The sequence below is a fragment of the Paenibacillus sp. 8b26 genome (genome assembly GCF_050626875.1).
Taxonomy (GTDB): domain Bacteria; phylum Bacillota; class Bacilli; order Paenibacillales; family Paenibacillaceae; genus Paenibacillus.
In genome coordinates, this window is record NZ_CP192445.1 from 3,574,486 (window position 1) to 3,594,739 (window position 20,254).

19 protein-coding genes are annotated in these 20,254 nt (G+C 48.0%); 8 read left to right on the forward strand and 11 right to left on the reverse strand.

Annotated elements, in window-relative coordinates:
• Positions 1–366: 366 nt before the first annotated feature.
• The 4 genes from ACQ4MX_RS16430 to ACQ4MX_RS16445 form a co-directional block, all read right to left on the reverse strand.
• The gene (locus tag ACQ4MX_RS16430) at positions 367–1,269 is read right to left on the reverse strand and encodes a helix-turn-helix transcriptional regulator (RefSeq protein ID WP_431086013.1); all 903 of its coding nucleotides are present in this window, start codon (positions 1,267–1,269) and stop codon (positions 367–369) included.
• Positions 1,270–1,351: 82 nt separating this feature from the next.
• A complete protein-coding gene (locus ACQ4MX_RS16435) occupies positions 1,352–2,713 on the reverse strand; it encodes an amidohydrolase family protein (RefSeq protein WP_431086014.1) in 1,362 nt (453 codons plus the stop codon).
• Positions 2,714–2,923: 210 nt separating this feature from the next.
• Complete coding sequence (locus ACQ4MX_RS16440; protein WP_431086016.1) at positions 2,924–3,685, reverse strand: ABC transporter permease; 762 nt, start codon at positions 3,683–3,685, stop codon at positions 2,924–2,926.
• A complete protein-coding gene (locus ACQ4MX_RS16445; RefSeq protein ID WP_431086018.1) occupies positions 3,682–4,422 on the reverse strand; it encodes a phosphate ABC transporter ATP-binding protein in 741 nt (246 codons plus the stop codon). The genes ACQ4MX_RS16440 and ACQ4MX_RS16445 overlap by 4 nt, the downstream gene beginning before the upstream one ends.
• Positions 4,423–4,635: 213 nt before the next feature.
• On the opposite strand from ACQ4MX_RS16445, the gene ACQ4MX_RS16450 reads away from it, so the two are divergent.
• From ACQ4MX_RS16450 to ACQ4MX_RS16460, 3 genes are all read left to right on the forward strand, one after another.
• Entirely contained in the window at positions 4,636–5,214 is a 579-nt protein-coding gene (locus ACQ4MX_RS16450; RefSeq protein WP_134911974.1) for a TetR/AcrR family transcriptional regulator, read from the forward strand.
• Positions 5,215–5,387: 173 nt separating this feature from the next.
• Positions 5,388–6,794: an alanine/glycine:cation symporter family protein gene (locus tag ACQ4MX_RS16455; protein ID WP_431086020.1), complete on the forward strand. Its 1,407-nt coding sequence runs from the start codon at positions 5,388–5,390 to the stop codon at positions 6,792–6,794.
• A 109-nt stretch (positions 6,795–6,903) separates the two neighbouring features.
• Entirely contained in the window at positions 6,904–7,548 is a 645-nt protein-coding gene (locus ACQ4MX_RS16460; RefSeq protein ID WP_431086022.1) for an SDR family oxidoreductase, read from the forward strand.
• Positions 7,549–7,638: 90 nt separating this feature from the next.
• Here the strand turns inward: ACQ4MX_RS16460 and ACQ4MX_RS16465 are convergent, their stop codons facing one another.
• Positions 7,639–7,746, reverse strand: coding sequence for a DUF2568 domain-containing protein (locus tag ACQ4MX_RS16465; RefSeq protein WP_431086024.1), 108 nt, complete (start codon positions 7,744–7,746; stop codon positions 7,639–7,641).
• Positions 7,747–7,861: 115 nt separating this feature from the next.
• Between ACQ4MX_RS16465 and ACQ4MX_RS16470 the strand changes: the two genes are divergently transcribed.
• Positions 7,862–8,575 carry an MBL fold metallo-hydrolase gene (locus ACQ4MX_RS16470; RefSeq protein WP_431086025.1) on the forward strand — a complete coding sequence of 238 codons (714 nt, stop codon included), beginning with the start codon at positions 7,862–7,864 and terminating at the stop codon, positions 8,573–8,575.
• 97 nt (positions 8,576–8,672) lie between these two features.
• A complete protein-coding gene (locus ACQ4MX_RS16475) occupies positions 8,673–10,400 on the forward strand; it encodes a glycosyltransferase 87 family protein (protein WP_431086026.1) in 1,728 nt (575 codons plus the stop codon).
• A 139-nt stretch (positions 10,401–10,539) separates the two neighbouring features.
• Here the strand turns inward: ACQ4MX_RS16475 and ACQ4MX_RS16480 are convergent, their stop codons facing one another.
• The 4 genes from ACQ4MX_RS16480 to ACQ4MX_RS16495 all read right to left on the reverse strand — a co-directional run bounded on the left by ACQ4MX_RS16480 (position 10,540) and on the right by ACQ4MX_RS16495 (position 13,944).
• Positions 10,540–11,244 (reverse strand): Crp/Fnr family transcriptional regulator, encoded by a 705-nt coding sequence (locus tag ACQ4MX_RS16480; protein WP_149094408.1) that lies wholly within the window; start codon positions 11,242–11,244, stop codon positions 10,540–10,542.
• Between the two features lie 61 nt (positions 11,245–11,305).
• Entirely contained in the window at positions 11,306–11,476 is a 171-nt protein-coding gene (rd, locus tag ACQ4MX_RS16485; protein WP_134911980.1) for a rubredoxin, read from the reverse strand.
• A gap of 2 nt (positions 11,477–11,478) precedes the next feature.
• Positions 11,479–12,672, reverse strand: coding sequence for an NAD(P)/FAD-dependent oxidoreductase (locus tag ACQ4MX_RS16490; RefSeq protein WP_431086027.1), 1,194 nt, complete (start codon positions 12,670–12,672; stop codon positions 11,479–11,481).
• Between the two features lie 36 nt (positions 12,673–12,708).
• Complete coding sequence (locus ACQ4MX_RS16495; protein ID WP_431086028.1) at positions 12,709–13,944, reverse strand: FprA family A-type flavoprotein; 1,236 nt, start codon at positions 13,942–13,944, stop codon at positions 12,709–12,711.
• A 256-nt stretch (positions 13,945–14,200) separates the two neighbouring features.
• Here ACQ4MX_RS16495 and ACQ4MX_RS16500 point away from each other — a divergent pair, with 256 nt between their 5' ends.
• Positions 14,201–14,542, forward strand: a complete 342-nt coding sequence (locus ACQ4MX_RS16500) for a cupin domain-containing protein (RefSeq protein ID WP_134911983.1) — start codon at positions 14,201–14,203, stop codon at positions 14,540–14,542.
• Positions 14,543–14,630: 88 nt separating this feature from the next.
• Here the strand turns inward: ACQ4MX_RS16500 and ACQ4MX_RS16505 are convergent, their stop codons facing one another.
• On the reverse strand, positions 14,631–15,485 hold the full coding sequence (locus tag ACQ4MX_RS16505; RefSeq protein ID WP_431086031.1) for an SDR family oxidoreductase: 855 nt from the start codon (positions 15,483–15,485) through the stop codon (positions 14,631–14,633).
• On the reverse strand, positions 15,482–16,618 hold the full coding sequence (gene uxuA / locus ACQ4MX_RS16510; protein WP_431086034.1) for a mannonate dehydratase: 1,137 nt from the start codon (positions 16,616–16,618) through the stop codon (positions 15,482–15,484). The genes ACQ4MX_RS16505 and uxuA overlap by 4 nt, the downstream gene beginning before the upstream one ends.
• Before the next feature lie 144 nt (positions 16,619–16,762).
• Here uxuA and ACQ4MX_RS16515 point away from each other — a divergent pair, with 144 nt between their 5' ends.
• Positions 16,763–18,394: a response regulator gene (locus tag ACQ4MX_RS16515; protein WP_431086036.1), complete on the forward strand. Its 1,632-nt coding sequence runs from the start codon at positions 16,763–16,765 to the stop codon at positions 18,392–18,394.
• The gene (locus tag ACQ4MX_RS16520) at positions 18,391–20,175 is read left to right on the forward strand and encodes a sensor histidine kinase (RefSeq protein WP_431086038.1); all 1,785 of its coding nucleotides are present in this window, start codon (positions 18,391–18,393) and stop codon (positions 20,173–20,175) included. Before ACQ4MX_RS16515 ends, ACQ4MX_RS16520 begins: the two co-directional genes overlap by 4 nt.
• Positions 20,176–20,254 lie beyond the last annotated feature (79 nt).

Genomic DNA, 20,254 nt, shown 5'->3' on the forward strand with positions numbered 1-20,254 from the left:
GGTCCAAAACGTATCCAATAAAAAACCAGAAAACCAGTGTAGTGAAGTAAACGACGGCTACGGGGATGTCTGCTTTTCGCACAAATTGAAATGATTCGTAAATCCAAACCAACGGGCTAATGATAGCCAATAGCATATTATAGTCGTCATACCCCGTAATATTTACAGTAATAACTAGACATGAGAGTAGGGCTAACCCAAAACGAAATGATTTCATTGCCTATACCTCCAAACCAATATTGTAACAACGTATTACCACGTACTAGCTTGGATGCTGGTTCATTTTGCAGTTTTGAATGGAAAAATAGAAGCCGCAAGACGATTAACAGCATCCTGATCGTAGCGGCTTCTTGGGATTCTTTTTCTCTACATTTTTTTCACTGGACGTAACACTGCGTAACCGTATCCCTCCGGGAAATGTCGCTGATAATCCTGCTTCGTTTCCTCATCCCATTCATATCCCATGCTGGTAGGGTCAAAGTTCCAAGCTTTTTCCTCCACAATTCTCATAACCTCTCCATTGTTTTTTAGATAATTGAAGGGCGGGTGAAAAAACATCAGGTAATCTGATTCGGGGATGTTCCGGCACTCCATACCTAATGGAATCTCTCCGGCGTAGTCAGCGGCAACCGGTATTCCATAGAGATAGCCCTTTTGACCATCCTGATAGAACCAGCCTGCGGTCTGTCCCAATTGTTCGGGTAGCTTGAGGTGAGACATGCTTTCCAGTGTTCCGCAAATTTCATCACAATTATGACCGTTTCTCCAGAAATCACCGTAGTTTCGAGAAGAGGCATCCCAGATTCCAATAAATTTGTGTGCTGGTATACGCTCAATTTTGATTTCGGCTTCTTGCAAATGAACCTTAACCATCTTATCCCGCTCCTTCAAATGGTAATGATAAGGAGAGAACACTTCAACACGAATCGCTAACGGAATAGGTCTAGGCTCTCTTTGGTATACAGCCGGAGTTACCTCAAAGGCTTTTACAAATGCTCGTGTAAAAGCTTCTTGTGAAGAAAACCCATACTTTATGGCAACATCAAGGATGCGGACATTGCTATCCCGGAGTTCAAGGGCTGCACGGCTAATCCGGCGCATCCACACATAATCCCTTAACGTCATTCCTGTAAGAGAATGGAACTGTTTTGTACAGTAATAAGGAGAGTAGCCTAACTGATTGGACATTCTCAACAACGATGGTGCTGAAGTAAGATTATTATCAATCCAATCAATCATGAGTTGGACCATTTCGTTCCATTCGTACACGATGGTTCCCTCCTTTCGATTCCATCTTAACAAGCGGAATGTAGGAATATTTGACTTGAGTTGCATGGCACCCTACAGCAAATCAGATTGGCCATGCTTCTTCAGGCACCCCGTATTGTGAGAAAATATAATCCCTCGACTCATTGGCTAACTTGCGCAAACGTTGAATGTCTACATGCAGCATTTTTCCGTTCCGTTTGACAGCTTTTCCAGCCACAAACACTGAATCGACGTTGCTCGTGTTGGCACATTGCACAACAGCACCGATTGGATGATTTACCGGAAACATATTCAGATCGTTGGTTCGAATCATAATCAGATCAGCTTCTTTTCCCGGAGTTAACGTACCGATCTTATGATCCAGTCCCAATGCTCGGGCACCGTCAATCGTCGCGAATTCTAAAATGTCCCGTGCTGAAATGGTGAGTTCCACCGGCATTTCTCCTGTGGATAAAACCTTTCCATTGATTCTGGAACGTTCTGCTTGCAAGGCGAACTTCATTTGCCCAAACATGTCTCCACCGGTCGATACTACGACATCGATCCCTAATGACGGTCTTCCTCCGTTCTCCATAAACAACCCTGTAGCCGGATAACCATGCCCCATCATCATTTCGATTTCCGGAGTAACGGAAATGGAGGCACCCGAATCTGCGATTAGTTTATACTCCTCATAGCTGAGTGTATTGGCATGGGCAAAGTTAAGATCCGGTCCGAGTAGTCCAGCCTTATGCAATTTTTCAATCGACCGATCCACCGAACCCCATGTTCCGAACCCTAAATGCATTGTACACAGCACACCGAGCTCCCGAGCGAATCGAATCTCATCGACTGCTGTTTCCCATGCGCTGAATTCCGGCCCTCTTATGGCTAGCCCCATGGTAAGCAACTGGTCATCTGATGAGAAATACTGCTTTTTCACCCGTCTGCTGTCATCGGATTGTCGTATCTGGCTTTCTCTGGACCAATATTCGCCATCACTAGGAACTCCGTGGGCAAAGACCGCTCGTGTTCCCGATTCTTGCAAGCCCCGGATCAGCTCGTCCGTATGATCGGGTGAATTAATCATCGACCAATCCAGTAGCGTGGTAACCCCTGCATCCAATGCTTCCAGTGCGCCAAGCAGATTCGCTACATATCCATCCTGCGGACGTAATTTAGCTCCAATATTCCCATAGTACATACGCCCCAGGTACTTTTCGAGAGACCAATCGGCACCTACATTACGAACGACAGATTCCCAGGTGTGGCGATGTGTATCCACGAATCCCGGCATAACAATCATGTTTGTAGCGTCAACAACTTCACAATTGGATGCTTCTAGCTCCGGTTGAACAGCGACAATTTTTTTCCCCTCAATGAGAATATCCGCTTTCTTAAAATCACCGATTGTCTTATCAAGCGTGAGTACACAGCCGTTTTGGATTAATAAACGATGGTTCATCTTTTTATCTCCTTTGCATGTTGTTAGATGACTTATTTCTATGCTCTCTCTCTTAAGTCGACATTTAACCTATATATGTATATTGTAAGCCTGATGATATAAAATCACAGTAGATCTTTTCGTGCAGGGACAAGAATATACACCAAAAAGCCTACCTACCGATCATCTGGCAGATAGACTTTTGCAAAATAAAGCTGTGTTGGATAGGGATCAGCGCTCCCATGCTTCTGTGCGAAGCTGCTGCTGGCGGGTAAATAATGCCGGATAAATAAACAGGCTGAGCAGTACGCTGGTCAAAATCGCAGAGGTCATGGTGGTAAATACGATCAGCAATTGCAGGCGGACGGCGGCAATGGGATTAGCACCTGCGATGATCTGTCCGGTCATCATGCCGGGAAGCTGGACCAGCCCCAGCGTTTTCTGTCCCTCAATGGTTGGAATCATACTGGAGCGTATGCAATCCTTGAGTATCGGGAAAATAGCTTGTCTCGGCGTGCCGCCTAGTGCCAGAATGAGCATAATTTCAGGCTTGCGCAGCAGCACTTCCGACTTGAGCCGGGATACCAGCAGGCTAGACAAAATCATGGAGCTGCCAATGATCATGCCGCTAATCGTAATCATATATCGGGCTGTCGCCGGAATGATATGCAGGCCAATCAGAAATGCCTGTGTAACGATTTCCACACTAAGCAGCGTCAGGAACGACTTCCACATCAGGCCGGGAATGAATCTTCCTTTGCGCGCGACATTTTGGGAGGCCACAGTGATCATGAGCAGAATGAATAATACGATAAATCCGTAGCTCTGCATCCCGAAAATTAAATGCAGCACATAGCCGATGGCCAGCAACTGAACCGATGCTCTGATCGTGGCGATAATGATATCCCGATCCAGACCGAGCTTGAAGGATTTGGACATGACGATGGCGATGAACACAAAACCGAGGGACAGAATCAGGGCAACAATCGTCATACCCATTCTCCTGCTATAAACTTGCGGGTTTCATTGTGCTGTGGTGCATGGAAAAAAGTCTCGGTATCCGCTTGCTCCACGAGCTTTCCGTCGATCATCAGCCATGTTTCATGGCCCACTCTGCGTGCTTGTTCCATATGATGCGTAATCCAGATCATCGTCGTTCCCTCTTCTTTGTTCATTTGAAGCAACAGTTCCTCTACCTCTTTGACCGAGGCTGGGTCCAGTGCGGAAGTAATCTCATCCAGCAGTAAAATATCCGGGCGGTTCGCAAGCGTTCGCGCCAAGGCCAAGCGCTGTCTTTGACCTCCGGATAGCTCCTGCGCCTTTTGCTCCAGTAGATCGCGGGTAAGCCCTACACGCTCTAACAGGTCGCCTGGGTCATGCAGCACCGTGCCGTGCAACCGTTCTACGGTCTGAAGATTATACAGAACGGTTCCTTGCAGCATGGGGGCATCCTGAAAAACCAGTGCGACCTTTCGTCTCAGCTCAGGGATTTCCCATTCGGAAAGGGGCTTGCCGAATACGCTGATTTCCCCTTCATCCGGCGTCAGTAGAAGATTACACAGTGAAAGCAGCGTGCTTTTGCCAGACCCGGACGGGCCGACCAGCGTGGTGATTTTGCCGGGAGAGACTCTTGCCGTAATTCCGTTCAGGACAGCACGTTGCTGTTCAGATCCGGTAAAATATTTGGTGGCGTCTTTAAATTCAATGGCTGGAAGTGACTTGGACTCCATAGATATAACTATCTCCTTTGCATGGGATCGAAAAAGTGGTCAGACCCGCTTTATGATCTTGTTTCGTTCATTATATCAGTAAAAGCTGATATGCTTGCATACCAAAACTTCTTTGTATAAACTAACAGAATTAGTTAAAATAGAAATGAGATTCATTATGTATATTTATACGTAAACACCTTACATAGAAATTCGATTAAAGGAGAAATGCTGATGTCACCCAGAAACGGAGTGAAGCTGCAAGATATTTTACAGGCTGCTGAGGACATTGCCAATGAACGGGGGATGGGTGATGTTACGCTCACCACGCTGGCGCAGAAGCTGCACATTCGCCCTCCGTCTTTGTATAACCACGTGGACGGATTGAACGGACTGCGCCAAGTGCTGGCTCTACACAGCCTGGGACAGTTGGAGGAAGCTTTGATGAGCGCGGCGGTTGGCAGAGCGGGTGACGATGCAATGACCGCTATGGGGAAAGCCTATATGCGATATGCCCGCGAGCGACCCGGTTTGTATGAAGCGATGCTGTATGCGACCGATCGAAATGATCCCGAAATGAGGCGTGCTGCGGATCGCGTAGCGGGGCTTGTTATTTCTGTTCTGTCCAGCGGTTACGGATTTAAGGAAGAGGATTGTGTTCATGCGGCGAGGGGGTTCCGCAGTCTGCTTCATGGTTTTGCCTCGCTCGAACAAAATGGCGGTTTTGGTTTACCCGTGGAAGTGGATCGGAGTATTGAAGTCATGATGAACACTTTTTTGACAGGTCTGCATGTGCAGCAGAAACGGGGATAAGATGAGAAGCGAACACGGTTCTCTTTCCTGGTAATGGTTTCTATTCAGTAAAATGTATAATTATCTGTTCTGTGCGGCAAAAAATTGATATACTCGAAAAATACTGCTTAACAGCCGGATGTGGAACCGGTTCTACCGAGGAAATGATTCAAAGGATATTAGGGGGATTGTGGATGCAACAGGTTTTACAGGGTGTGATCGGTGTAATTAACGACTTTTTCTGGTCTAAGTTGTTAATTGTCATGCTGATCGCATTGGGGCTATTTTTTACGTTCCGCACTAAGGGTCTGCAAGTACGAATGATCGGAGACATGTTCCGGGTCCTCAAAGAATCAAAACGCGGCTCCCGAGACAGCATTTCGCCTTTTCAGGCATTTTGTATCAGCATGGCGGCACGCGTAGGTACGGGGAACATTACGGGGATTGCTCTTGCCATTGCGCTGGGCGGTCCGGGTGCGGTGTTCTGGATGTGGATCATTGCGATCATCGGCTCGGCCTCCAGCTTCGTCGAAAGTACATTAGCACAGGTATATAAAGTGAAGGACAAAGACGGATTCCGTGGCGGTCCGGCGTATTATATGGAGATCGGATTGAGAAAGCGGTGGATGGGTATCGTCTTTGCGATACTGATTACACTGAGCTTTGGTCTGGTCTTTAACGCGGTGCAGTCCAATACGATTACGCTAGCTTTTGAAAATGCCTTCGGCACGAGTCGGCTGGTCGTGGGTCTGCTGATGGCGGCTGTGTTTGCGGTCATTATTTTTGGGGGTATCAAGCGGATTGCCAAAATGTCCGAATATATCGTCATTGTACTGGCAGTGCTGTATATCGGAATTGCGCTGTTTATTGTGATCATTAATATTCAGCAATTGCCGCAGATATTGTCCCTGATTGTACGCAGTGCGTTCGGTTTTGAGCAGGTTGCGGGAGGCTCCATCGGGGCAGCTCTGATGCACGGCATCAAGCGTGGTTTATTTTCCAATGAAGCAGGAATGGGGAGCGCACCGAATGCGGCAGCTACGGCAGACACCAGCCATCCGGTCAAGCAAGGCTTGATCCAGGCATTCGGGGTGCTGACGGATACGCTTATTATATGTACGAGCACGGCAATGATTATTTTGTTATCCGGTGCGTATACGAAGCCAGGACTTAGTGGTATTGAGCTGACCCAGGCGGCTCTTAGTGTGCATATCGGCCCGTGGGCGTCCGGTTTTCTTGCCATCATGGTATTCCTGTTCGCTTTCAGCACATTGATCGGTAACTACTATTACGGTGAAACGAACATCGAGTTTATGAAATCCAAGAAAATTTGGGTATGGCTGTATCGCGCTGCTGTAATTGGCATGGTGGTTTTTGGAGCGGTGGCCAAGGTGCAACTGGTGTGGGATTTGGCTGATTTATTTATGGGCATGATGGTTGTCGTCAATCTGATTGCCATTGCCCTTTTATCCCGAGTCGCTTTTGCAGCCTTAAAGGATTATTCACGGCAGAAAAAGGCGGGTCACGACCCTATCTTCTATAAAGATAGCATTCCGGGGCTGGAGCAAGTGGAGTGCTGGGAGCGGGAAGCCAAGCTGTAAGACAACCTGATCACAAACTTGACATACCAATCTGATTGCGTCTTGAACCATACGGGTAAAATACTTCTGTATAATGTAGATGAGAGACTGCGAATACAGTAGGGATATTGTGAACGTACTGGTGATTGGCGCAAATGGAAAAGTAGGCAGACATCTTGTTCGTCTGCTGGGTGAAAATGACTCGCATCGCGTAAAGGCGTTGATCCGCAATCCGGATCAGGCCGAAGCGCTTGAACGTTTGGGTGCGGAAACGGTGATCGCTGATCTCGAAGGAACGGTTGACGACATTGCCGCAGCCGTAAAGGGTAGCGATGCTATCGTATTCACGGCAGGTTCCGGTGGCAAAACAGGCGCGGACAAAACCCTGCTCATCGACCTCGATGGAGCAGTCAAGGCCATGGAAGCTGCCGAGCAGGCAGGCATTCGCCGCTTCATTATGGTCAGCGCAAGGCATGCGGAGAATCGGGAGCAATGGCCTGAGTCGATTAAGCCGTATTACGTGGCAAAGCATTATGCAGATCGCTTGCTGGAAGCGAGTAATCTGGATTACACGATCCTTCGTCCGGGTGGATTGACAGATGATCCCGGTATCGGAAAGGTCGCTACGGGAGATGATTCTTCCGTTAGCACCATTTCCCGTGAGGATGTAGCGGCAGTAGTGGTAGCGGCACTGGATGAACGGCAGACGTATCACCGTGCGATTAATCTGGCGTCAGGCAGCACGCCCATTGCTGAGGCTATCCGGCAGGGTTGATGGATAGAGGAACATTCGCATCATAGTTGGAGAGAGGCAGATCATCGGTATTATTCCGGGGTCTGCCTTTTTGCTGCTTTTTTTGGCTATTTATTGTCCCAGTCGTATAGGTACGTTAATCCCTGTTTTAAACCCCCAATATACAAAAGCGACAATACCGCAGACTTCCAGCAGGAAACGCACAGCCAGATTGAGCATTTAGTCCCGAAAGCAGTTCCAAATGAATATCTGCGAAAAGATTTGCTTAAAACTAATAATATTATTTATATATACTAATATAATTAGTTTCAATCAAGATGAGGAGATGAGACGGATGCGTGTTGTTCAGGTGCAACATATAGTTCAATTGACGTTTCTGCCGAGGCTGTTCCCGGTGAATTGCTATTTGGTGCAGGAAAAGGAGGGGCTGACATTGATAGATGCCGGACTTCCTTATAGTGCAGATGGGATCGAAAAGGCTGCTGCGCGGATGGGGCAACCTATCATACGCATTGTGCTTACTCATGCTCATGAGGATCATGTGGGTGCGCTCGATAGGCTGAAGGAACGGTATTCGGATGCGCAAGTATTCATTTCCGGGCGGGATGCCCGACTGTTAAAGGGGGATGTATCAATGGATGCGGGGGAACCGGATACTCCGATTCGGGGCAGTGTGCCCAAAAACATCCGTACACAGCCTGACGTTCTGCTGGAAGAAGGCGATCATGTGGGCTCGTTGCAGGCGATCAGTGCGCCGGGACATACGCCAGGCTCGATGGCGTTTTTGGATACTCGCACCCGTGCGCTGGTTGCGGGCGATGCGTTCCAGATTCGAGGCGGTGTGGCGGTGTCTGGGCAGTTCAAACCGTGGTTTCCTTTTCCGGCACTGGCTACCTGGAACAAGGAAATTTCACTGGAAAGCGCCAAAAAGCTTGCGGGATTCAAACCATCTCTGCTGGCTGTCGGACATGGTAACCTGCTAGAACATCCACAGGACGCACTCGAACGGGCCATTCAGGAGATGGAGCGGCAATTTATGAAGAAATGATTCCATACTCAGCCAACTTTCAGCCAGAACTCACGATGCCCTCAGCTATGGCAGATACAATATGAGGAAAATAGATACAGAGAGAGGTGCATCGGATTTGAACGCGTGGAAAGAGAACCGCATAAAATATATACTTCTGTTCAGTCTCATATTGTGTGCTGTGGTTAGTGTGGTTTCGTTATCAGGAAATGTAGGGCAGGATACCAGCTCCAATTCGACATCGACGGGTACCACGAACAACTTGGACGGCAAGAGCCCAGGTACGACAGGCCAATCATCCGATTCATCCACCCAAGGTACATCGACATCGGGTGATAAAGGTACAATGGCCGGGAAAGACACGTCTACCTCCGGAGGCAACGGTGTTGTCAGAGACGGGCAACAGCGAGGTCCGGGCGGTATGTCCGGTAACGGCGGCCCTGGTATGGGCGGTGGAAGAGGCGGACATTCTTCATCTGCTTCTGCGACTCCGCTGGCGATCTTTGCCGCTTTGTTCTTCGGTGCGTTTGTATTCATTGTGTATCGTTTTCGGGCCAGTGTATGGAAGATCGGGGAACGTAACCGGGGTCTGATGTTATGGACCGTGCTTGGCGTGGGATTCTTTTTAAGAATGGCGATAGCGCCGTGGATCTCGGGACACATGGATTTAATGCTATTCCGGAACTGGGCTACAACAGCAGCGGATAGCTTAACGGGATTTTACACGAACGGATCAAGTGATTATCCGCCGTTCTATATTTATATTTTATATGTGATCGGTAAAATCGGTTCAACGGACGCTTTCAGTCCCTATATGTCGGTGCTGCTGCGGCTACCCAATATATTGGCGGATATCGCGACAGCGTACATGCTGTATCGGTTGGCGAGCAAACGGGTCGGCTTTGGAATCAGCATCGGGCTGGTATTGTTCTATGTATTTAACCCGGCGGTGTTTATCAATTCGACCTTCTGGGGACAAGTAGATTCATTCTTTACATTGCTGATTGTAGGCATGGTTGTGCTGTTGGTGGAAAACAGAGTAGGCTGGTCCACTGTCTTGTTTACGGTAGCGGTGCTGATGAAGCCACAGGGGATTATTTATGGTCCGATTCTGTTCTTCGAGCTGTTGAGACAACGTAAAATACAACCTTGGCTGCTGGCTATAGGTGGAGCGGTTGTGACGACAATTCTGGTGGTACTGCCATTTTCGTGGGGGCAGGAGCCATTATGGTTGCTTGATTTATACCAAGGAACGGTCGGTGAGTATCCATATGCTTCTGTGAACGCGTATAACTTCTTCGCACTGATCGGTGGTAATTATACGCAGGATACGACGACGTTGTTCCTGTTCAGCTACCACACATGGGGTATGATCGGCATTGTGCTGGTGACTTTGTTTACGTGGTGGATGTATGCGCGCAGTAACAAACCACAGTTTGTGGCCGCGGCTGCGCTGGTACAAATTGCAGGTGTGTTCACTTTCGCTTCCAGCATGCATGAACGGTATCTGTTCCCGGCCGCAGCGTTGGCTGTACTAGCATATCTGTATTTGCGGGATCGGAGATTTTTATGGCTCGCGGGTGGATTCAGTCTCACGATTTTCCTGAACACCTTCGATATTTTCTATAGCTCCAACTCTCAGGACAGCTATGGAGTTATTCTATGTGTGACCTCGTTGTTGAACGTGCTGCTGTTTGTGTATCTGGTCAAAGTTGTGTGGGATTGCTCCAAGTCCGCCACGATTCAGGCCAAGTCCGCCGAGGACACGGTTGCACCGGAGCTTCCTTCCGGGAAGCCTGTGCGGAGAGCGTCTCCCCAAGGTGTGAACACAACGATTGAAAGATAGCCCATTATAAAATAGGGTAAAAAAAGAAACCGCCCTTTAGCGAAATGGAAGTGGCAGGTATACCAGCCATAAACCATTACGCCAAAGAAGCGGTTTTTTTATTGCTCTTCATGCTAGAACAACATTGGATTGATGTTCCTCAATCTATATATTCGCTCAGTTTCTGTACATTGCAGATAGTAATCTCTCGTGTACCCTTAATATGAATAATCCCCAGTTGTTCAAATTTTGCGAATTTGCGACTGATGGTTTCGCGTGTGACACCCACATAATTAGCCATTTCTTCGCGTGAAAGGGGGAGATTGATTTTAATGTAGGAGCCGTCCCGTTTTCCGTATTTATGCCCAAGCTCAAGAATCATATAGGCAATACGGATTTCCGGGTCTTTGGTAGCCAGGCTTTGAGCCAGCTTTTCGGTATGGGCCAAGCGTTTGGTAATGGTTTTGAGCAGCTTCAAAGAGATATCGGGATTGTTGTGAATCAACTGCTCCATATCATCCTTGGTGAGCATACAAATATCTGTATCTTTTAAGGCATACGCACTAAAGTTACTCAGCTCATCGCTGTTAAATATGTTCAACTCGCCAAAAAAATCGCCAGTTGTCAGAATGTGCAGAATTTGTTCTTTGCCCTGAGGTGTCATTTTCAGAAGCTTGACATGCCCGCTTTTAATAATGTACAGCGTATCGGACGCTTGTTCCTCGATAATCAAGGCCTCGCCTTTCTGATATTTCCGGTGTCGGATCATGGAGCTGACCTTACACAAATCTTCGCAGGACAAAGAGGAAAAGATAGGCACTTTGCGGGCACAGGGCTCCTTTTCGCACTGGCAGGGGCAGGACATCTCATTCACATTCATTCACTCCATTCATAAACCGGAAACTAAAAAGTATAGTGCGTTCTTGTTATTCTGTATCATCTATTGGGGCAAAATGGCTTTGATCCTCGCCGCAGACTGGACAAACCCAGTCTTCCGGAAGGTCCTCAAACGCTGTACCAGGCATCACGTCTTCATCGGGGTCACCCAAAGCAGGATCATAAATGTATCCACAGGGTTGACATACATATTTTTTCATCTTTAGCTCTCCTTGTCACCCAAAATTTTTGTAAGCTCTGGCGCGTCCGGTTTGAGTCCCTGAATGATGGCTGTTTTGTATGGAAGTGAAGCGAGGGCATCCCCAAAACCGATCACGCCGCAGATAGAGCCGTTTTGTATGAACATTCGTGTATAAGAAGCTTGATTTTCACTGGTCAGGCTGGTGTCGCATTCCTGTTCATCTACTAGGCCAATGGAAAAGAGAGGGGATTCATAGCTGTTCGATAGAGTTACAGGGATGGGACGCTGATAGCTGACGGATGCACCCGTCATATTAGCTCCTGCTATTTTCCCTTGCTCTATAGCACTTTCCCATAATCCATCCACTCTATTCTGAAACTCGGCTACATCACCTGCCGCATATATATTGGCGGAGCTGGTCTCCATCTGTGCGTTCACCAAGATGCCGTGTCCAATATCAAGACCGATTTGGCGAGCAAGTTCAGTATTAGGTACAATTCCGATAGAGTACACAACATGCTCGCAGGGAATAACAGATCCGTTCTGTAGCTCCACACCTTCTACGTGATCTGTGCCTGTAATACGCTTTACGCCTTGTCCAAGCCTTACCTCGGTACCCCGTTCGGTAATCCGACGGTTCAAAATAGAAGCGGCCTTCTCATCTAGCTGGCGGGGCATAAGCCGGTGCGAAGCTTCCAAAATGGTTACAGCATACCCGGCTTGCTGGAAGGACCAGGCGGTTTCTACGCCCTGAATACCACCGCCGATGATACATATCCGGTCTCCCGTTTGCAATTTTGTCTTAAGGCTGTCCGCATCTTGTCGAAAACGAATATTGTGAACGTTCCTTAGAGAAGCACCGTCCAGTAAAAGCTCACGGTTGTGGGCTCCTGTACACAGCAGTAGCTTGTCATAAGCAACGATTTGTCCGTTTGCTGTTTCAATGGTGCAGTCCTCTGCATGTATCGAGGTGACCTTGATGCCGGAATAAACATGAATTCGTTGAGTAGCAAACCATTTTTCCTTTTTGATCAGGATTTTGTCGCTGTGCAGGTCAGTGAATAGCCCCTTGGAAAGCTTGACTCGATTATACGGAAGGGATGCTTCCTCCCCGTAAATAGAAATTTCGGCCAGCTCATCATGATCTCTAATCGCTTTTGCCGCGTTGACGGCGGCGACACTGCCTCCGATAATAACGTAATGTTGGTTACCCATTCAGTATCTCTCCTATTCGCTATACGCTACTGTGTTTTAAATAACACTAAGCAGTAGATCTGAGACAAATTCAGCGGCATTTTTAATTTTTTTCACTTTTTCATCTTCTGTAGGAGAGAAACGAATGCGTACCGGGAATTCTACATGCGTCATACCCGTTGACTTGATTACATCTGAAGTGCTTTGGACTTTCATATTGGTACCGTTCAAGTAATCCTGTACCACTTCAATCGCTTCCCCGCTCCAGCCGTAGGAACCAAAGGCAGCAGCCAGCTTGCCTTCCAGATTCATCTTTTGCATTTTTTGCAGCAGGTCTTCCAGCTTGCCCGTCATGTCCGCATATTTGGTAGAGCTACCGACGAAAATAGCATCCGCTGAGGCAATACTATTCAATATCTCCGTTTCATCCGCCTTATCTACGTCCCATAGCTCCACCTTGATTTGGTTTTCCAAAAAGCAGTCTTTCAGGATGTTTGCCATTTTTTTAGTATTATTTTTTAAAGTGGCATAGACAATCGCTACTTTTTTATCATCCTTGGTTTCGGTACTCATAGAGGCGTACAAATCAATAAACTTGGCAATGTCATGTCGGATCGCGAAGCCGTGGGAAGGAGCAATCATCTCAATATCCAGGTCAGAAACAGCTTCGATTAATGTACGCACATATCTGCGATGCGGATGAATAATAGCCTGATAGTATCCGATAAAGTCTTCGGTAATGTCAAAACCGGCCTCGTCGGCAAATAGATGCTCTACAGCCACGTGTGTACTGAAAATATCACAAGGGAACAAGATTTTATCTTCTATGCAGTACGTAATCATGGTTTCTTCTGTATGGAGGTAAGGTGTTTCCTTAAACAGCAGCGTCTTGCCTCCAATATCCAGTTGATCCCCGTCCTTGATCACCAGGAAATTGCGATGCTGAAGCTTGTACATTTGTTGAATTTCCGGAACGGCAATCTCAGTGCAGACAATCGTAGCGTTCGTTGCTTTGGAAGCAAGTGCCGCCAATCCGCCTGAGTGATCTGGTTCCGTGTGATTGACGATAATATATTGAATGTCCAGCGGATCGATCAATTCGGTTACAGCTTCGGCAAATTCCCTACCGAACGCCATATCCACGGTATCCACAATGGTTGGTTTTCCAGTTTTCAATAGATATGCATTATATGTTGTACCCTTAGATAGTAGAAGACGATGAAAGGGAACCTCACGATTATCAATTTTTCCTACCCAATAAATATCCTTTGCCAGTTGAAATCCGGGCTTCATAGGAATAACCTCCTGCTTGTTTTTGTTTGTCTAACACAATTCGATTCTAGTTGGATGTGTCGATGAAAAAGAGGATTGAAATCAAATTTTTGAATATTTCAAAGTTTTTAATACTTAAATTTATATTTGTGATTGCAATCACAAGGCGAGCGTAATAATCAAATACAATAAGACCATATAGATTGAAACCTGAGAACATGCCAGGTATCTAATCCATCATAGGCAAATCCAATTTCAAACAGGAGAGTGAACCTACATGAAAAAATCTAACCTCATTCAGTTTCAGGAATATAAAGAAGCTGCGTTTACAAAACGAATTGTGCATAAGGAAGCCGACAATGTAATTTTTATTCTCAACTTTACTCCTAATGCTGAGTTGCCAACACATAATCATCCAGGAGCAAATGTATATTTGCTTGTTCTTGAGGGTAACGGTACTGTAACTGTGAATGGTGAAGAAACGGAAATTGTCCAAGGGGATATGATCCATGTTACAGGAGATGAGCGCTTTTCCTATCGCGGTGGTGCGGAGGCGAATTCCAGCCTGCATGTGGTGTTGACCAAAACGCCAAGTGAAAGCTATGCGCAAAATATATAAATTATAAAAATCAGAAGAAGAGGAAAAGAACCCCCCACTAAAGAAAGCCGCTTGGGCATTAAGCCAAGCGGCTTTCTTTAGTGGGGGGTCACACCCCGGAATACGCCATGAACCCACCGTCTACCGGGATCACTGTCCCTGTGACAAAGCCGGATGTTTGTTCATCCACGAGCCATAGCAGAGTGCCCAGCAGATCGTCCGGTACGCCGAAGCGGCGCATAGGAGTATGGGCAATGATTTTATCCGCACGTTCAGTGAGGGAGCCGTCCTCGTGGGTGAGCAGCCCGCGGTTTTGCTCTGTGAGAAAAAAGCCCGGTGCTATAGCGTTGACGCGTATACCCGCTTCGGCCAGATGAACGGCCAGCCATTGCGTGAAGTTGTTAATGGCAGCCTTGGCTGCGCTGTAAGCCGGAACCTTGGTCATCGGGCTGGGGGCGCTCATGGAAGAAATGTTCAGGACAACTGCTCCTGCGCGTCCAGTCATACGCTGTGCGAATATTTGTGTCGGAATAAGCGTTCCAATGAAATTCACGTCCAGCACTTGGCGAAAACCCGGAATGCTCAGTTCAAAGAAGGTGGTGATGTCCGGCTGCGTCAGATCCTCCAGCCGGAAGGTTTCGCGGGTTGTATTAGCGCTCGCGTGATTCCCTCCGGCTCCATTGATCAGAATGTCACATGCGCCGAATTGGTTGCGTACGACCTGCTCTGCCTGCTGTACGCTGGCGGCATCGGTAACGTCGCAGGCTACAGCTATCGCTTCTCCGCCTGCGTCTTGAATGTCTCTGGCTACGCGCAGGCCCTTCGCTTCTGTTCGGTTCAGAATGGCGACCTTCACGCCTTGCCTTGCCAGCTCGCGGGCCATCGTGCTGCATAGAACACCTGCGCCGCCTGTAATCACGGCTGTTTTGCCTGCTAATGAAGGATGTAGGGGTTGTGTGCTCATAGGATCGACTCCTTCGGGTGAACGGATTCGGTTAGTGTGGACTCCACATGATGAGTGGGGTTGTTGTGTTGGGCTTGGCTTCGTGTAAGCGCATCCCACAATCCCCATAAATACATAATGCCGAGTGCGCGATCATACAGTCCATATCCGGGTCTGCACTCCTCTCCCCACAAGTGACGACCGTGGTCGGGTCTGACGTAGCCCGTGAAGCCAACATCATGATACGCCTGAACGATGCCTGCAATATCGACGGTTCCATCCTGAGTTCGGTGGGATGTTTCGATGAAGTCTCCGTTGGCGGACACACGCACATTGCGAATATGAGCAAACGGAATCCGGTCCTTGAACTCATGAATCATGGATACGATATCATGATCGGGGTTGGCTCCCAGCGAACCAGAGCATAGCGTAATGCCGTTGGCCGGACTGTCGTACAACGCCAGCAGCCTGCGCAGATGGGTCTGACTTGTGATAATACGAGGTAGTCCGAATACGGACCATGGCGGATCGTCGGGGTGGATAGCCATCCGAATGCCGCTGCGTTCGGCGGCGGGAATGACGGCCTCCAGAAAGTAGGCCAGATTCTGCCACAGGTCATCTTCCGTGACGTGGGTATACGCTTCAAACAAAGCTGTCAGATGCTCCAGCCGCTCCGGTTCCCAGCCGGGCATGGTTAACGAGCTGTTTTCGTTAATTCGGCGTACCAGCTCGAACGGATCAAGACCTTCAATTCGTGACTTCTCGAAGAAGAGAGCCGTCGAGCCATCCTCCAGTTCCTTATGCAGATCGGTGCGCAGCCAGTCGAATATGGGCATGAAATTATAGCAGACGACCTTGACGCCGTGCTGCCCGAGCTTTTCCAATGTGCGTATGTAGTTGCTGATATACAAATCGCGTGTCGGCCGTCCGAGCTTGATATCTTCATGCACATTTACACTTTCTACGACCTCATGGTGAAAACCGGCCTGTACAGCTTGCTCCTGAAATGCCACAATATGTTCCAAAGGCCATTCTTCTCCGGCCGGGATATCGTGCAGCGCCCACACGAGTCCTTCTACCCCCGGAATTTGTCGGATTTGTTCCAGTGTTACTGTATCGTTCCCTTCACCGAACCAACGAAATACCATACGCATGCTTTTGCACCGCCCCATTCGTCATATGATAGGTGTAACGGCAATTTCCATTTCCCGATGTTTCCACATTACCATATTGCTAGAGGTGATTGGAATAGTTATCCAAAATAAAATAACGCACAAACCGAAAGGAGGAAGCGGGTTATGAAGCTGCATCGAGCCATTGTGGTGGATGATGAAATATTCACCCGCAAAGGACTGCTTCAACTCATGGATTGGGAAGCCTGCGGCTTTGAGGTCGTTGGGGAGGCTGATAACGGCGAGGATGCATTGGAACTGATCGGTAGCGTTCATCCTGATCTGGTCATCACCGATATTCGTATGCCTGTGCTGGACGGATTGGAGCTGATTCGCTGTGTACTCGGGCGGGGGACGGATCATCCTGCGTTTATTATCTTGAGTGGCTACAGCGATTTTGCTTATGCACAGCAGGCACTTCGCTATGGGGTTCATGATTTTATGCTCAAGCCGATTGATGAGAAGGACTTTTCGTCTGCACTGCGCAGGCTGAGTAAAAGGCTGCATCAAGAGCAGCAGAATGCACAGCTCTATCAGAGTCGCCGCACAGGTGAGCTGTTGGAGACACTGATGGTGAATGAGGTGGATGATGCCGTGGTGACGGCTTGGGAACAGCAGCTACGCCTTGGAGAAGCTGCGCATATGTACTATGTGCTCGTCGAGCTGAATGATCAGCATCCGTGGCGTTCCGATGGCAACGGTGTTCCGCTGTCGCTTTTCCAGTTCAGGGAGCTTGTAGAGCAGGCGCTTTATCGTTTGATCGACGGCAAGTATCCTCTCTACGTCCATGAGCATCGTAACCGGATTGGCATCATAGTGCCGGACTTCTTTTTGAAGTGCTTTGAAGCTAGTTCAGACACTTTTATGAAAGCGCTACAACGGGAGTTGGAGGGCATGGAGCTACTGCAAAATCAGATGGGGAGCCGGGTCTTTGTATACGCAGGAAGCCCTGTTCAACGATTGCAAGATCTCCATCGGTCCTATGAATGTGCCAAGGAAGCGGTGCTCCATAAATACATTCATGACCGCAGCGGCATTGTCGTGTATCAGGAGGAGGGGATGCCAATGCTCTACTACAGGACGATCCATCAGGATGTACTGGATTGCTTGACGGAGCAGGTAGAGGAGATACGGTTGGAGGAGCTATATTCGACCGTAGATCATCTGTTTTGCAGCTTTCGTGAGCAACATTACGCCCCGGAGGCTGTAAAAATGAACTTGCATCAATGCGTAATAAGCATCGTGCGGGTTATTCAAAATATGCAGGGTGATGAACGCTCGCTTCAGACATTAGAGCCTATGATGGGCTGGCAGGATATGAACCTGTCGCTGGGTGAATTACAACGGCTATTTACAGCTTTTACCGAGGAAAGCAGCCGAATGATTGGGGTGTTGCGCAAGGAGCGTCAACAGGGAGGAATTCAGCACATCCGCACCTACATTGAGCAGCATACGGCAGAGAATATTAACCTGAAAAGTATAGCAGCCCGCTTTTATATGAATCCGGTCTACCTGGGCCAATTGTTCAGAAAAACGTACGGGGTGTACTTTAACGAATTCCTGCTGCAATTACGGGTTCAGGAGGCTAAACGGTTGCTTCGTCAGACCGATTTGCGCATTTATGAAATTGCCGAGCGTGTGGGCTTTGGTAGCCCGGATTATTTTGTCACCCAATTTGAGAAATTGGTGCAGGCCAAGCCAAGCGAATACCGCAGTAGCCTGAATACCCGTGTGGAGCCGCAAAGGGGCAGCGAATGAGGATGCTACGCTCAACCCTTGATCATGTCCGTCTGCGGGATAAAATGCTGCTGCTGTATTTTCTCTGTGTATTTGTGCCAGTGGTGGTGACCAATCTGATTTTTTACCACGTCACCTCGCAAAATGTGAAGGAACAGCGTATGCAGGATATTTCCCGTGCGCTGGAGCAGATCAAAATTGAGTTTTACCGTGAGTTTGAAGATGCGATGGAAATCTCGTCGGTCTTTTATACCGATCATCAGCTAAACGAACTATTGGAGCAAACATACCCCCATCCCGCTGAATATATTGCCGCCTATGATTCTTATTTGCGTCGTATGTTAAACAATACTTACAGTCCTGTATACCATTCTGTGGGTGGAATGACGATCTACACAGATAATCCGACTCTACTGGATTCCGGGGGAATCAGCTTTATAGATGAGCGGGTTAAAAGCTTGCCCTGGTATGCCAAAATCCCACCCGGACGGCAGTCCAAGCCTATATTTGTACGTACTGACGACGGTACGGGCGAACAACTGCATCCCTTTAGCCTGATTCGGCGGATGAACTATTTTTATTCCGAAAATGGCCACGAGAAAATACTGAAAATAGAGCTGCGAATGTCGTCCATTCAAGAGATTTTCCATAATCTGAATTTGCGGGGCAGTCTCTTTCTGCTCAACGAACGGGGGGAAATCGAATATACGACCGATCCTAGGATTGATATCAATCATAAGGTCGTGGCCTATAGCACCCTCCAGCAGCCCAAGGACACTATAGAGTTCAAGACAAATTATGTGCTGACAAGTAAACTCAATGGCTGGAGCATTGTGACTGCGGTGTCGGGCGATGAAGTGCTGTATGAAATGGAGAAATCGCGCAATTTTGTGCTGCTGTTAACCTGCATGAATATGCTGCTGCCTACCTTGATCATCATCTGGATTACACGTTCGCTGAACGTGCGCATTCATCGTATTCTGAAGCATATGAAAAAGGTGAAAAATCAGCATTTTGAACTGATTCCCGGTACAGAATCGAGAGATGAGATTGGGCAGCTAACAGGTGAATTTAATCGAATGATGCTGAAAATAAAGCGATTGATTAACGATGTCTATGTGGCGGATATTCAGCGAAAAAATTTGGAGATTCTACGCAGGCATGCCCAGCTTAATGCACTTCACAGCCAGATCAACCCTCATTTTCTGTTCAATGCGCTGGAGACGATACGTATGCGAAGCCTGATGAAGCATGAAGACGAGACAGCCCGCATTATTCATAATATGGCACGAATTTTCCGCAATTCGTTGGTGTGGAACAAGGATAGAGTCACGTTGCGGGAGGAGTTGGAGCTGATTCGTTGTTTTCTGGAAATTCAGCAATACCGCTTTGGGGAGCGGATACAGTACGAAGTGCAGGCACGACCCGAGGACCTGGACTATCTGCTTCCCAAAATGGTTGTGCTTACGCTGGTTGAAAATGCAAGCATTCATGGCATTGAGCCGCTGAAGCATGGGGGGCGCATCGAGATTCATTTTGAGCGTCGGGAGGAGCGACTGATGCTAACGGTACGAGACGATGGAGTTGGCATGTCTCTGGAACAGGTACAACGGCTGTACGGTTACATGCACAGACAGGAGGAAATGGGCGAGCGTATCGGTCTGCAGAATGTCATCTATCGTCTGAAGCTTTACTACGGAAGCCGCTTTGAGCTTGATATTCGCAGCGCACCCGGCGAGGGGACGGAGATCCGTATTATCATTCCTGCGGATCGGGAGTCTTTTAGTTCTTCCGCTCAATGATATCCATATGGTATAATTCCCCCTATCAACAGAACGGCTTAGATGGCGCGGTCGGCTAGTCTCCTGCAAAGGAGGTGAT

Excerpts from the sequence above, each read along its gene's own strand:
- rd (WP_134911980.1), bottom strand. The coding sequence starts at position 11,476 with ATGAAAAAATATGTATGTCAACCCTGTGGATACATTTATGATCCTGCT.
- ACQ4MX_RS16455 (WP_431086020.1), top strand. The coding sequence starts at position 5,388 with ATGCAACAGGTTTTACAGGGTGTGATCGGTGTAATTAACGACTTTTTC.
- ACQ4MX_RS16440 (WP_431086016.1), bottom strand. The coding sequence starts at position 3,685 with ATGACGATTGTTGCCCTGATTCTGTCCCTCGGTTTTGTGTTCATCGCC.
- ACQ4MX_RS16520 (WP_431086038.1), top strand. The coding sequence starts at position 18,391 with ATGAGGATGCTACGCTCAACCCTTGATCATGTCCGTCTGCGGGATAAA.
- ACQ4MX_RS16515 (WP_431086036.1), top strand. The coding sequence starts at position 16,763 with ATGAAGCTGCATCGAGCCATTGTGGTGGATGATGAAATATTCACCCGC.
- ACQ4MX_RS16500 (WP_134911983.1), top strand. The coding sequence starts at position 14,201 with ATGAAAAAATCTAACCTCATTCAGTTTCAGGAATATAAAGAAGCTGCG.
- uxuA (WP_431086034.1), bottom strand. The coding sequence starts at position 16,618 with ATGCGTATGGTATTTCGTTGGTTCGGTGAAGGGAACGATACAGTAACA.
- ACQ4MX_RS16490 (WP_431086027.1), bottom strand. The coding sequence starts at position 12,672 with ATGGGTAACCAACATTACGTTATTATCGGAGGCAGTGTCGCCGCCGTC.
- ACQ4MX_RS16465 (WP_431086024.1), bottom strand. The coding sequence starts at position 7,746 with ATGCTCAATCTGGCTGTGCGTTTCCTGCTGGAAGTCTGCGGTATTGTC.
- ACQ4MX_RS16480 (WP_149094408.1), bottom strand. The coding sequence starts at position 11,244 with ATGTCCTGCCCCTGCCAGTGCGAAAAGGAGCCCTGTGCCCGCAAAGTG.
- ACQ4MX_RS16505 (WP_431086031.1), bottom strand. The coding sequence starts at position 15,485 with ATGAGCACACAACCCCTACATCCTTCATTAGCAGGCAAAACAGCCGTG.
- ACQ4MX_RS16470 (WP_431086025.1), top strand. The coding sequence starts at position 7,862 with ATGCGTGTTGTTCAGGTGCAACATATAGTTCAATTGACGTTTCTGCCG.
- ACQ4MX_RS16495 (WP_431086028.1), bottom strand. The coding sequence starts at position 13,944 with ATGAAGCCCGGATTTCAACTGGCAAAGGATATTTATTGGGTAGGAAAA.
- ACQ4MX_RS16435 (WP_431086014.1), bottom strand. The coding sequence starts at position 2,713 with ATGAACCATCGTTTATTAATCCAAAACGGCTGTGTACTCACGCTTGAT.
- ACQ4MX_RS16450 (WP_134911974.1), top strand. The coding sequence starts at position 4,636 with ATGTCACCCAGAAACGGAGTGAAGCTGCAAGATATTTTACAGGCTGCT.
- ACQ4MX_RS16445 (WP_431086018.1), bottom strand. The coding sequence starts at position 4,422 with ATGGAGTCCAAGTCACTTCCAGCCATTGAATTTAAAGACGCCACCAAA.